General features: G+C 58.7%; 10 protein-coding genes. 4 read left to right on the forward strand and 6 right to left on the reverse strand.

All coding sequences use genetic code 11. The features are described from left to right. Positions 1-15: 15 nt before the first annotated feature. Positions 16-672 carry a hydrolase gene (locus tag V9K97_RS18505; protein ID WP_337298159.1) on the reverse strand — a complete coding sequence of 219 codons (657 nt, stop codon included), beginning with the start codon at positions 670-672 and terminating at the stop codon, positions 16-18. A gap of 604 nt (positions 673-1,276) precedes the next feature. Between V9K97_RS18505 and V9K97_RS18510 the strand changes: the two genes are divergently transcribed. From V9K97_RS18510 to V9K97_RS18525, 4 genes are all read left to right on the forward strand, one after another. Then, positions 1,277-2,017, forward strand: coding sequence for an SDR family NAD(P)-dependent oxidoreductase (locus V9K97_RS18510; RefSeq protein WP_337319854.1), 741 nt, complete (start codon positions 1,277-1,279; stop codon positions 2,015-2,017). Positions 2,018-3,365: 1,348 nt separating this feature from the next. Then, positions 3,366-5,042, forward strand: coding sequence for a sigma 54-interacting transcriptional regulator (locus tag V9K97_RS18515; RefSeq protein WP_337319856.1), 1,677 nt, complete (start codon positions 3,366-3,368; stop codon positions 5,040-5,042). Between the two features lie 411 nt (positions 5,043-5,453). After that, complete coding sequence (locus V9K97_RS18520; RefSeq protein WP_337319858.1) at positions 5,454-6,242, forward strand: response regulator transcription factor; 789 nt, start codon at positions 5,454-5,456, stop codon at positions 6,240-6,242. 180 nt (positions 6,243-6,422) lie between these two features. Next, positions 6,423-6,989: a nuclear transport factor 2 family protein gene (locus V9K97_RS18525; protein WP_337319860.1), complete on the forward strand. Its 567-nt coding sequence runs from the start codon at positions 6,423-6,425 to the stop codon at positions 6,987-6,989. An 815-nt stretch (positions 6,990-7,804) separates the two neighbouring features. Here the strand turns inward: V9K97_RS18525 and metG are convergent. From metG to V9K97_RS18550, 5 genes are all read right to left on the reverse strand, one after another. Then, positions 7,805-9,376 carry a methionine--tRNA ligase gene (gene metG / locus V9K97_RS18530; protein ID WP_337319862.1) on the reverse strand — a complete coding sequence of 524 codons (1,572 nt, stop codon included), beginning with the start codon at positions 9,374-9,376 and terminating at the stop codon, positions 7,805-7,807. 355 nt (positions 9,377-9,731) lie between these two features. Beyond that, positions 9,732-10,418 carry a glutathione S-transferase family protein gene (locus V9K97_RS18535; protein WP_337319864.1) on the reverse strand — a complete coding sequence of 229 codons (687 nt, stop codon included), beginning with the start codon at positions 10,416-10,418 and terminating at the stop codon, positions 9,732-9,734. An 86-nt stretch (positions 10,419-10,504) separates the two neighbouring features. Beyond that, positions 10,505-11,281: an SDR family NAD(P)-dependent oxidoreductase gene (locus V9K97_RS18540; protein WP_337319866.1), complete on the reverse strand. Its 777-nt coding sequence runs from the start codon at positions 11,279-11,281 to the stop codon at positions 10,505-10,507. Positions 11,282-11,357: 76 nt separating this feature from the next. Next, on the reverse strand, positions 11,358-11,870 hold the full coding sequence (locus tag V9K97_RS18545; RefSeq protein WP_337319867.1) for a nuclear transport factor 2 family protein: 513 nt from the start codon (positions 11,868-11,870) through the stop codon (positions 11,358-11,360). 97 nt (positions 11,871-11,967) lie between these two features. Then, positions 11,968-12,393, reverse strand: coding sequence for a MarR family winged helix-turn-helix transcriptional regulator (locus tag V9K97_RS18550; RefSeq protein WP_337319868.1), 426 nt, complete (start codon positions 12,391-12,393; stop codon positions 11,968-11,970). Between the last annotated feature and the right edge of the window lie 252 nt (positions 12,394-12,645).

Raw genomic sequence — 12,645 nt, forward strand, 5'->3', positions numbered from 1 at the left:
GCACAGAGGGTTAGGTCAAACGCCCTTCGAAGCCGTCTGCCCCGCCGAGGCTAGGAGCTGAATCTCCCAGGCCAACGCGATGCCACTGCCGCCGCCATGCTCCAGCAACACTTGAGACAGCCCCTTGGCCGTTTCCTCTCGTGCCCAGTCACGCTGCCACTCAGCAAGCACGGCTAGCCATGTGATGGGAACCACGCCAGTTTGCACTAGTCGTCGCACAGCCATGTCATGTGCTTCAGCGGATACGCCGCCAGATGCATCTGTGACGACGAACACGTCATATCCCTCACCAACGGCTTGAATTGCCGGCATAGCAAGGCACACTTCACTCCAAAGCGCCGCTAGGACGAGCTGTTTACGACCAGACTTTTTTACGATGTCTGTGACCGCGGGATCCTCCCACGTGTTGATAAATGTCCGATTAATTGGCTTCTGTTCCGGGAAAACATCTTGCAAGCCCTTCAAGAGGTAACCCCCTCGCTCCTCAAGCACGGTTGTAAGAATCGTTGGGACGTTGAATGCCTTGGCACCTTTGGCCAAAGCAATCACATTATTCGCAATCATCGTTGGGTCATGACTGTGAAGATTTGTGAATTGGAAAGGCTGATGATCAATAAGAACAACTATGCTGTCTTGGGGACGGAGAAGTGCGGGAAGGCCGGCTTTAATCATTCGAAACTCCTGGTCAGGCGTGCGCGATGCAGTGGATTAGGGCAGCTGACGCAAACTTAGCTCATTAGTAAGCCGAGTCTGCATTCCGTCCGGCAAGCATCGCAGCCGCCGGCGCCCAATCCCGATAGTGCCAACAGTTCCAGTGCCATGCACTATCTAAAAATGCTTGCCCGGGCTAGTCCTAAAGACAGAGCGACGTTCTGAGACGCAACCTAACGGTCAACTTTCGCCGGATTGAGGCAATATTGAACAGTGCTTTCCACTAGGTCTCGTTAGATACTGCGGCGGCCGATTCGAAGGACTCCGCACATCAGGCACCCGTCATCGGTAATGCCCCATCCAACACGAGTCTGGAACATTAAGTTGAGAGCACTTAATCATCATCCTCAGAGACATGGATGGAAATTTCGTCCTCACCAACAGTTAAACACCAAGCCCCTCGCTCTAGAGCAAATTGTCGAAGGAATCTTCGACGAAATCGGTGTTCACTTTGAGCAACTAAGAATAACGCTGCGCAGGGCTACAACATGTGTTTCGGCGATCCGATGCGGGCGCCGCTGGTCGTCCAACGCAGTGCCATAAATTCGCAAACCAAGGAACTTCTATGATTGATTTAAACGGGAAACTGGCACTGGTTACTGGCGGATCGCGAGGCATTGGTGCAGCCATCGCCACAACGCTAGCCGAAAATGGCGCTGACGTTGCCTTCACGTATCGCAATGCCCCAGAGAAAGCTCTATCTGTCGTTAAGCAAATCGAGAGCTTGGGTCGCCGTGCTTTCGCTATACGGGCCGACAGTACTGATCCGGAAGCAATCGTGCGCGCAGTAAAAGAGGCGGAAGCATCGCTCGGCGGCATTGACATTCTCGTCAACAGCGCCGCGATCGGCCACAGCGGCATGATTGCCGATCTGGAGTTGAAGGAGTATCAAGTACTTATGGATACCAACGTGCGGGCGCCCGTTTTATTTTCAAAAGCTGTCATTCCGTACCTTAAGGAAGGGGGGCGCATTGTTTCGATTGGCTCCGGGTTGGCGGAGCGTGTGCCTTTCCCTGGTGTTACGGCATACGCGATGACGAAGTCAGCACTCGTGTCGTTTACACGGGGACTGTCACGTGAGCTGGGCCCAAAGGGAATCACCGTAAACTGCGTGCACCCAGGAGCGACTGATACCGATTCGAACCCCGCAAACGGCCCGGCGGCTGACTTCCAAAAGGCACTGACCGCACTTGGACGCTTTGGCGAGCCCAAAGAGGTCGCTAACGCTGTGGTCTTCCTTGCAAGCCCTGCTGCAAGCTTGATCACCGGCGCGACCCTGCTCGCTGACGCCGGCGCTCTCGCCTAAGAATCAAAGAACGCGTTCACAGATGCTCCTCCAAAGGGGTATCCGACATCCAAGCAGCAAAGCAGCAAAGCACGCGAGATTCACCCTTCTCAGTTGTGTCGTTTTTGCACAGCGTGAACTGATCCAGGCGGCGTCTTGCGGCACTCGGATCGCATTCAAACGACTCACTGGAGTTCACATGGGAAGATGGTGCACGAAATAGCGGTGCTCGAGCGGCTGAAGTGCCAGCCAAGTCCGGTGGAGAGAATCAGACCCCGGAGGCGCCAGCGACCTCGCGGTGAGCCGCGCCGGGCACAACGGACGGCGCTTTCTTGGCGTTGCCGAAGAAACGGCAGCGGCGGCTGGCGAGGTACGCTGAACCTATTCATCAGGATGGACGGATATCGCCAAGTGCGGCCGGATTAAATGGCTGAGATGGCCAACGTTTGCCCGGCAGGTGTCAATGCTGCAAGTGCACACTAAGTCAGACTGACAAGCCACAACGCTCTCGTGCATCGGGGATAGGAGCGGCGGTCTCGACATGGAACGCCGTGTGTTGACGCAAGAGGCCGCGGACTTCGTCAGCGCCGAAGAGAGTCTGGGCTCCAGAACTGATGTAGTTGAAGCGCAAGATGCGCAAGACTTGTTCGTTCGTCGGCGCCGTCACTGATGCGCCTGACGCGCTGATGCATCGCTCCTGCGGGCATGAGCGGCACTGAGGTGAAAGTCGTGCTCGGTTCCGCTCAAGCCGGTCGGCTTCTGACCGACTTCGGGCTAGCGTCCAGTGGGCATTTTTAGTCTGTTTGCCGCAATCTTAAACAGTGCTTGCATCCACCTCTGCGGGCATACTGACCCCATGCTGGCTCAAGACCGAATGGCAGATGATTCTCGCTGCAGCGTTCTCCCACGCTTTCTCCGAAACTACCGGGTAATTTAGACCAGGAGGATCTGCCGCAAAGGTAGAGGCAATACCGGGCCAGCTCCACTGGCTTCGGCACTGCGACAGACGTCGAAACCGGAAAAGCATATGTATGTTCTTTGCTGAAGCTTATGGGCTGTCCTAGGAGGCAGCACTCGGCGTCCCTTGGGTTCACCATAGCGACGAAGAGACATCAAAGACTTCTAGAACCCGGGAGCCGTGCCAATCGGCGCCACGCGCCCGAGACTATGGACGGAAATTCGTTTCGACCTCCGACGACCCTTCGCGCTGCCGCACCGAGAGATCGCTTCGCAATGGATGCCATCCTTCGCTCTCGCCCCCGACAACGACCGGTCTTTGACGCTCGGCGGTTGCTCATACCTTGGGCCTGGTCGAGGGAGCACCAACAAGCCTCCGTACTTTGACAACCATCGCAGTCGCAGGATTGACATGCCATCTCTACCGAACGACCTGGACCTGCGCCAGCTCATACAGTTCTCAGCGGCGGATGGCCGCATCTGGATGGGCGGTCGGCGCATGGTCTTGCTGCATCTGTCGGCACTAGGCTCGCTTCGCCGGGAACTGCTTCTGAGCTTTGGCCGAGAGCAGTCTCGCCGTGTTCTCATGCGTGCTGGCCATGCGTCCGGCCGGCGCGATGCAGTGCTAGCTCGTCAGGTGCGCGGTGAGGCGGCACTGCTTGAGATGTTCTTGGTGGGTCCACAACTGCACATGCTGCAGGGCGCCGTGCAGGTCACCCCCGAGCGCTTCGATGTCGATATTGAACGCGGTCACTTCGACGGTGTCTTCCGCTGGGACCATTCATGGGAGGTGGAAACCCACATCCGTGATTTCGGCCCGCAGACCGAGCCTGTGTGCTGGATGCTGCTTGGCTATGCTTCGGGCTACACGAGCGAATTCTTCGGCCGTCCAATCCTCTTCAAGGAAACGGAGTGCAGCGCCTGCGGTGCTCCGTCGTGTCGCATCGTCGGCAAAGCGGCGGCCGCTTGGCCGGAAGCCGAAGCAATGGCGGGCGACTATGAGCCCGATTCGATGTTGATCCGGCTGGAAGATTTGCAGTCTCAAATAGAGAGCCTGCGCTCCACTCTGGAGGCCTCGGATGATTTGGGTCCGCTGGTCGGCAAGTCCAACGCCTTTGACTCGGCACTCGCGCTGCTGCGCAAGGCAGCAGCCACGCAGGTAACGGTTCTACTGACAGGCGAGACAGGCGTCGGCAAAGAGCGCTTCGCCCGCGCGTTGCACGCGATGAGCCCCCGTAAGGACAAACCATTCGTGGCGATCAACTGCGCTGCCTTACCGGCTGAGCTGATCGAGAGCGAGCTATTCGGCGCCGAAAAAGGCGCCTACACAGGTGCAAGCGCCCCACGCGTTGGCCGCTTCGAGCGGGCCGATGGCGGCACATTGATGCTCGACGAGCTAGGTGAACTACCACTACCCGCGCAGGCCAAGCTGTTGCGCGTGCTGCAGCTTGGCGAGCTCGATCGCTTAGGCGGCACCCAGTCGCGCAAGATCAACGTGAGAGTGGTCGCTGCGACCAATGTCGACCTTGAGGTCGCAGTCGCTTCGGGTCGCTTCCGGCGCGACCTGCTGTACCGTCTGAACGTTTACCCGATTCGCGTTCCGCCGCTGCGCGAGCGCAGCGACGACATCGAGCCGCTCGCGATGCACTTGCTGCAGCGCTTTGCGGCGCTCCATAGCAAGCGAGTGGCCGGCTTCTCCGACCGCGCGCTCGACGCGATGCGCCGCCACGCTTGGCCCGGCAACGTGCGCGAACTTGAGAACCTTATCGAACGCGGCGTAATTCTTGTCAGTGACGGCGAGCCAATCGATGTGGATGCGCTTTTCCCCGGGTTGCCGGACACCGGGGCCCTGACAGTAACGGCAGTGGGCACACTGGAGCCGCCGTCCGTGGCCGCGTCGGATTCTCTCTTTGATGAAGTATCACGGCGAGGCCTGACGCTCGACGCGATGGAGCAGCTGCTGATTAAGGAAGCTGTCGCTCGCTCCGGCGGTAACCTCGCGGCGGCAGCACGCGCGCTGGGCCTAACCCGGCCGCAACTGAGCTATCGCGTGCAGCGCCTCCGCAGCGGCGACGTGTCTCAACCCTAATCGCAAGAGGCCGTTGGCGCCAGCAGACAGCCTTCATCAAATGATGCAAACGATGCAGGCTGCTTGACGCTTTGATAACCCTGCGTCGAAGTGCGGTCGGATTCCGATCCTCTAAAAAGCTCTGAGCCAGCCCCAAGCGGTCGTCCAACAGCCCCGGAGGCGATGTTTGCTGGGGAATTGCCCTTGCGCGATCGAGACCGCACTTATCTGGCATGGCGCGTGCAACAGACATAGCAACTCCCTCCGAGATCACGAAATGGAGATGCACGCAGATGACCTCGACCACATGTGCACGACCGTTTCGCCATCCTCAATGAGAGCAACCGCATGCGCTATCGGCACAGGCGCCCCTGTCTATCGCGAAGCAGCATTACAGGTATTTCCATCAGAACTTCTCACCTGAGATTCACTATGACAACCCTTACTAGAGCTCGCATCCTCGTGATGCACGGCGAGCACCTGGTCGATGCCGGGCTTACAGCCACACTATCACGCCATAGCTACATCGAACTTCTCGAACCCTGCACCGCAGAAAAAGTTGAGACGCTTTTGCATTGGCTGTTTGCGCAGCGAGTAGACGTTGTAATTACCGATTACGACCGTGGGTTGTCAGTGGCCGCTGCGCTGCATCGAGCAAAGGTTTCCTCTGGTACGCGAGGGCCGCACGTCATGGTGGTCACAAGTCGCGCGACCCAGTCCGAGATCCGAACTGCGCTGGAGCAGGGCGTTGCTGGTTATCTGACCAGCACTAGTCCGGCTAACGAGGTCATGGATGCAGTGTTGAACGTGCAGATGGGCATCCGTCATGTCAGTGGATCACTGGCCATAAGCCTCTTGGACAATGTTCTCAATGAACAACTCACGCCGCGCGAAACTGACGTCTTGCGCCTCGCTGCACAAGGCCTTGCCAATAAGGTGATCGCTGCGCGGCTGCAGGTCGAACTCGGGACCATCAAATGCCACATGCGCGGGATCTTGGAAAAGCTAGGCGCAAGTAATCGCACAGAAGCTGTGGTGATAGCGCACGAGCGGGGTTTGCTAGCACTAGCGCCAGTGCCATTCCTCGCGCGCCTGGGCGTCAAGTCAAGTTCGGCTTCGCCGGCCTGCTTTCGCGTTGCAGCTCCTTCCGTGGCGAACGGAGTCGGCTCGGAGCAAGCGCCTCTACGCTCAAAGCCGGTCTGGGGAACGGCGTATCAGTAATCTCACTCACAGGGCCGCGCTTGGAAGGAAGTTGCCTATGTAGTACCTCTCTGCCGCCAAAAAACTGCTCCTTCGTAGCCCTGGTCGTCGGAAATGGGTTGGCGCTTCATGACAATGAAGTGGATCAATTTCGAAGATTCGGGGGTCAAACCTTCTTGAAAACTAGGAAAGCACCACTTCATGTCCAACATCGCACCCACGCATCGCAATCCCGCCGCAGCGGCGGCGGAGACCTCAACTGTCGGCACTACCGATGCGCAGGTTTTTTCCACAACCAAGCCCGTTTCGAACGTTTCGCCATTGGCCGTACTGCAGACGATCTTGTCTAGCCCGACCAATCTGGACTTCGTCAAACAGTACACCACCGATGACTTCATCTATGTCTCGCTGAATTATGGGAAACCGGAAGTCAAGCAGGCTCTGCCTTGGGCCGGGACGACCAAAGGCGTCAAAGGTCTGGTTCAGACGTTTATCGATGTGCATCGCTATTGGAAGGTCGACAACTTCCAGATCCAGGACAGCTTTGAGAATGAGGACGGCGCCGCGATCTTCGGTACCTTCACCTATACGTCAACCACCCTGGGCAAGACTGTTACCTCGCCGTTTGCGGTTTTGGCACGGGGAAATGGCGGCAAGCTTTCGTACGTTCAGTTCATGGAAGACACCTTTGCCACGGTCCGCAGCTTCCGTGAAAGCGGGCAATACCACATCAAGGCCAACCCGGACGGGTCAGAGACCGACATCTGAGTGTCTGGTGCTGTTTGAGCAAGTCACCTAGTTCGGCGAACTTGCGGGCGTGGATACCGGTCTCGTCCTCGAGCGTCGCGAACACCCCGCCGTTCGCGGTGCTCGGCCGCTGCCGTGAGTGACGATCCCACTCGCGCGCACCACCTGGTGGTCCTTGGCCGAGCGCCGCAGTTGCTCTGCGGTCCTGATGCGCCACTTCGCGAGTTGAGGGCGAACCAGGGCCACCGGATGGCGGCAAGGCTCAGGCCCACGGTCGCGTAGTCGTCCACGACGCCATCGCGCTCCTCCGGCGCGGCAAACTCGACCGGGTCTTCGAACGTGCGAGCTTCCCGAAGCATCTTCGTTGGTCGCGTCTCAATGGCATCGGCCGCGTCGCCCTAGTCACGGCGCCAATTTCGACACCACGGGTCTCGAGCGCTGCTGTTGGGCGAACGCGCCACAGGTTCATGGCGAAAATGTATGTGCGCTTCATGTCGCCTCCTTTGGAGTTATGCAGGGTTGAATGCGCCTGCTTCAGCTGAAACGAGGCGGCGGCCGATCGATGACACGACTGCCTTAAACACAGCAGAGTGCATGCCACGGACGATCACAGTTTTGTCCGACAGCGAGTGAGATGCCAGCTGAGGGGTAAAGCGTCGATCAAACCAGGCGAACTGATCTGGTACCTAAATAACCCAATGTGTACCGGCATCCTGTCTCCTACAACCGCCGACATCATTGCCCTTTGCGTGATAGCAGCAAAGTTGAGAACCCGTGGCGGACGGGAGGTTCCGCAGAGTCCACAAGCGCCAGTCTGCGCCTTTCCGGGTATCGAGCTACCTTCTCGGGAAGATCGGCAAACCGGCCTCGACGTGAAGGTGCCCCGACTGGACGACGCTATCCGCGTCGACGATTCCAAGCTTCTTGAAGATCTTCGAACTCGTATCCGGCAGCAAGGGCACGAGGCACCTCGCGATCGTCCACAACGCGAACATCAGGCAGGAGAGAACTTCGGCAAGTTCCGCTGTGTTCTTGGTGGCGGCTGCGGGGTCGGCCGATCGAGAGCCTTTGGCCAAGACCCATGGCGCGCGCTCGGCAACGTATCGGTTGCAGTCCGCCACGAAGCCCCAGACCTGATCGAGCGCGCGATCGAAGGCAAAGGCCTCTGAATGGGCCTGTACAGATGGCGGCAGCCGCTTGGCATTCTGGAGCAACCAGTCGCTCTTACTATGGGCGACCGAAGGCCACGGCCCAATGCCCGCGAGATACTGAGCGACCATGCTCAAAACTCGGTGTACTAGGTTGCCCAGTTGGCCTGCCAGTTCGGACTCGTAGGCTTGCTGGAATCTTGCATGCGAGAAGTCACCGTCACTTGTCGCTCGAATATGGCGCAGGAGAAAGTAGCGCAGGGCATCCGATCCGAACGCTTGTGCCAATGGTGTTGGATCCACAGCATTGCCCGTTGATTTGCCAATCTTGCGTCCCTCGGCGGTAACGTAGCCATGGACGAGGATCCTTGTGGGCAAGGGCAACCTCGCAGACAGCAACATCGCCGGCCAGTAGATGGCGTGAAAGCGAGTGATGCCCTTGCCGACAACGTGCTCGCGTGAAATGGCGAGATCCCACCATTGAGAAGATGTGTCTCCCTGAGTTCCAAAGCCAAGGGCAGAGATGTAGTTCACAAGGGCATCGAACCACACGTAGATCACTTGGCTAGGGTCTCCCGGTACCGGGATGCCCCAGCCACGGGCGCGAGTGGCATCACGCGATATGCTGAAATCCTCAAGGCCTCCGTCAAGCCACGAAAGCACTTCATTGAGGCGGGATGCGGGGACGATGTCGATCTCGCCGTGTGCGTAAGCTTTGCGCAGTTGGCTTTCATAACGCGAAAGGCTAAAGAACCAGTTTTCCTCTTCGATCCAATCCGGTCGCGTGCCGTGCTCGGGACAAAGGCCGCCCACAAGATCAGCATCCTTGTAGAACTGTTCGCAACCGGTGCAGTAGAGCCCTGAGTACACCCGCTTGTAAATGTCGCCCCGCTCAAAGCATTTCTTCCACAAGGCTTCAACGGCCGGCCGATGCCGCGGGTCGGCGCTGGTGCGGATGAAATCGTCGTAGGTTAGATTGAGCGTCGTTCCAAGCGCTGCGAAACGACCTGCGTTCTGAGCCACCAGATCCGTGACGTGGATGCCGGCGGTATCTGCCGCACGAACATTCTTGATGCTATTTTCATCGGTGCCGGCTTGAAGTCGGACCTGGAAACCTTGCTGACGATACAGGCGTGCAAGCGCGTCTGCCTGCACAGCTTCGAGCGCGAACCCGATGTGTGGGGCACCGTTGACATATGGAATCGCGGTGGTGATGTAGCGGCAGGCGCCCGCGCCCGGGGCGATATTCTCAGTGGACATGTGAAACTCCTCAAAGGTGGTGAGGCGGTTTCCCAATGAGAAAAGCCGCCCCAGGTGGAAGCGGCTTTGGCGTTGGTAGTGATCAGGTCACGCGCAGCAAATGTCCGCTTCCGGTGGGGAGCGCGACATCTTCATCGACACAGAGGTTGCTGAGGCTTTGTTGACCATGATGAGATGCTAGCCGATGCGTTGATTGATCGCAATGCAAATGGAAAAATGACCGTAGATTGTCTTGGCGAGGGACGAGCTGGCGGGCAAAAACTTCTGCGAGCAAGGCCTATTGAATTCCACCGATCTCTGATCGAAAAGTTCGGCGTTGCCGCACATTCTCACGAGGCCGGGGATGCCGAGATGTTCAGAACCCCAGCCGCTTCAGGTCTTCCGGCAGGAGGTTCTGACCGGTGCGGTTTTTCACGCTAGGTAGCCCGGAAACCCGCTCGCGCCATTGACGAAGCGAAGAGTACTCCGGAGGGACGGTGATGCCCGACACGTCAGCGTGCATTAGCCCCGCAAATAGCGTGATATCTGCCATTGAGAAATCCTCGCCTGCCAAGTAGGGCTGCTTGCTTAGCAACTCGTCGAAGTACTTCAGACCGTTTCGCACTTTTTCTCCTTCGCGTTCGCCCATCATGACGCGACCTTCCCACTCAGGACTCTTGAAAGCTTTAAGGGCGTCGCCGAGGCCAGGGGTGGCGTGGTGGAAGTACAGCCCTACTGGGTCGGTCACATAAGCCTCGGCACGCCTCTGCATCATGTGAATGACGGCCTTTTCTTTTGGCGTTCGTCCGGTCAAGACGGGATTCCCGTCGAGGTTGTCCAAATATTCTGTGATTGCCGTTGACTCGGAAATCAGAGTTCCGTCATCGAGTTCGAGCAGCGGGACGACTCCGGAGGGGTTCTTCGATAGATAAGCGGGTTGTTTGTGTTCGGCGCCAATGAGGTCCACCGGGACGAACTCGATCGAGGCGTCGAGGCCCTTGGCGGCCAGGACGATGCGGATGCGAGCGGGGTTCGGGAAGCCGGCGCGGTCATAGATTTTCATAGATTCATTTCATTCAAAGTAAGACGACCAATCGATCGTCAGGTGGATGGCGGATCGTTCGGCGTTGGTACGCCTTGCGATTGGCGCTAGACGAGTGAGTCCACCACGCCACCATCGACTCTCAGCGCCGCACCGGTAGTGGCGGACGCGAGGGGGGACGCGACATAGACCACCATGTTCGCAACTTCCTCGACCGTTGCCGGCCTCCCGATGATGGACGTCGGTCGATGCATCTTGACGAAGTCGACGCCGACTTGCTCGAAGGACCGCTCGGCCGTCACATGCCCCTTGAGCATCTCGGCGGCTCCTTCGGACATTGTTGGGCCAGGCAGCACCGAGTTCACCGTTACTCCTGTGCCGGCCATGCGTTTGGCAAGCCCGCGGGCGACAGCCACGTCCGCCGTCTTGCTCACACCATAGTGCACCATCTCAACTGGAATGTTGAAGGCCGATTCGGAACCGAGGAAGATGAGACGGCCCCATCCTCTAGACGCCATGCTTGGCAGGTACGCGCGTGCAAGGCGCACGCCGGCCATGACATTCACTTGCCAATGGCGATCCCAAATGGAGTCGTCGGTCTCGAAGAAGTCGAGTGGCTGGAAGATGCCGAGGTTGTTGACGACGATGTCCGGTTGCGGAACCGCCGCTACAAGCGAGTCACATCCCTCCGGGGTGGCAAGGTCTGCGGCATGCCCTCGCGATTGGCCTCCCAGGCGCGCCAAGGCCGTGGCCACCTTGGCCTCCGAACGGCCGTTGATGACCACTTGAGCGCCGGCCTCTTGCAGCCCGCGGGCTATGGCGTATCCGATACCTTCGGTGGACCCGGTGACAAGGGCGAGCTTGCCGGAGAGATCTATTTTCACGTGCGACTCCAGCGTGGGTGGCGTGCAAAAGCACTGAGTAAAAGCATTTGCGCACGAATGGAACAAAGTCGCGTCATCAGAGTTCTTCCCGGCGCGGCATGAATGCAGCGAAGGCGCTGGCCGAAACATCGGGTGGCGTGAGCTTTCGGTTCGTTGTGGAGCCGCCGATGTAGCGTTCGCTGATCTTCCAACCATCGGCCGTGCGTCGCAGCCGGTCCCGCATGGGGGAGTAGAGCCAGATGGCGGGGAACTCGCCGTCGCTGTGCATGACCTGGCCCGCGCCCAGCGCCGAGGCGTCCTGCGGCGCGGCGTATCGGACAAGCAGGTTCTGGTAGCGGACCTCGACGCCATCCTCATCGGCGTCGACGATGTGATTCGTGGCGTTTCGGCTGACGCCCGGAATCAGATAAGGGTAGTCGTGCTCAAAGAAATGCTGGATCTCCGCATGACCGCGGATGGTGCCGTGAAAGTGGTACGCCACCGCGTCCGGGAGGAAAGCGTCGATCATTGATGCCACGTCCCAAGTCTCGAAGAACCAGTTGACGCGGTTGACAAAGTCGACCGCACTTGCGATGTCCGAGGCGGGCACCGAAGTGCTGCGTTGGATGGGGGGAAAAGCCTGCACAGGAACTCCTTGCGTCATGTTGATGTGTAATTACACATATAGGGTAAAGATTTTTGAGTGATCACGCGGCGAAGACAAGATCCAGTAGTTCGTTGCGAAGCTGAACCGCACGTTGCCTACCCGCCTGTGCCTCGAACTCCTTCTGGGCGGCCTTCCAGTAGGGCTCCGCCTCGCGCAGCTTCGCTGCACCGGTCTCCGACACGGTGAAGGCCAGCGCGGATTTCGCACCCAGGGCTTCCGAGAGCAGCCAGCCTTGCTCTCGCATCGGCTTGATCGCGCGTAGCAGGGTCGTGCGTTCCATGACCATGCGGACCGCCAAGTCGGGAATGGAAATACCCGGATGCGTCTCGACTAACGCAAGCAGGGAGAATTGCGAGGTGGACAGACCAGCGCTCGCCAGCTGCCTGTCGTAGAGGCGCGTCATGTGGCGTGCAGCGCGGCGGGCTGCGAGGCAGTGACACAGGTCCGGACCCTTGATATCGATCATAGAAAGATTTTGCTGTGTAATTGCACATCTTGTCAAGCAGTGCGCCCTCGGAAGCATGAATAAATGAGTGTCAGTGCCGCGTTTCTCCCCGTGCTCGCAACCGCCTTCTGAGTGAGCCACAACTCTTGCGGCAGGCGCAGGCGCAATGATCGCATTGGCAGCGCACAACGCCCCTTCAGATACCCCGGGTCCGGATCTTCATGCTCGAGCGACGCAGCGCAAACACGCCCTCGAAGGTCCGGCACCACACGA

The sequence above is a fragment of the Variovorax sp. CCNWLW186 genome (assembly GCF_037203865.1).
Taxonomy (GTDB): Bacteria; Pseudomonadota; Gammaproteobacteria; order Burkholderiales; family Burkholderiaceae_C; genus Variovorax.

Excerpts from the sequence above, each read along its gene's own strand:
- V9K97_RS18505 (WP_337298159.1), bottom strand. The coding sequence starts at position 672 with ATGATTAAAGCCGGCCTTCCCGCACTTCTCCGTCCCCAAGACAGCATA.
- V9K97_RS18510 (WP_337319854.1), top strand. The coding sequence starts at position 1,277 with ATGATTGATTTAAACGGGAAACTGGCACTGGTTACTGGCGGATCGCGA.
- V9K97_RS18515 (WP_337319856.1), top strand. The coding sequence starts at position 3,366 with ATGCCATCTCTACCGAACGACCTGGACCTGCGCCAGCTCATACAGTTC.
- V9K97_RS18520 (WP_337319858.1), top strand. The coding sequence starts at position 5,454 with ATGACAACCCTTACTAGAGCTCGCATCCTCGTGATGCACGGCGAGCAC.
- V9K97_RS18525 (WP_337319860.1), top strand. The coding sequence starts at position 6,423 with ATGTCCAACATCGCACCCACGCATCGCAATCCCGCCGCAGCGGCGGCG.
- metG (WP_337319862.1), bottom strand. The coding sequence starts at position 9,376 with ATGTCCACTGAGAATATCGCCCCGGGCGCGGGCGCCTGCCGCTACATC.
- V9K97_RS18535 (WP_337319864.1), bottom strand. The coding sequence starts at position 10,418 with ATGAAAATCTATGACCGCGCCGGCTTCCCGAACCCCGCTCGCATCCGC.
- V9K97_RS18550 (WP_337319868.1), bottom strand. The coding sequence starts at position 12,393 with ATGATCGATATCAAGGGTCCGGACCTGTGTCACTGCCTCGCAGCCCGC.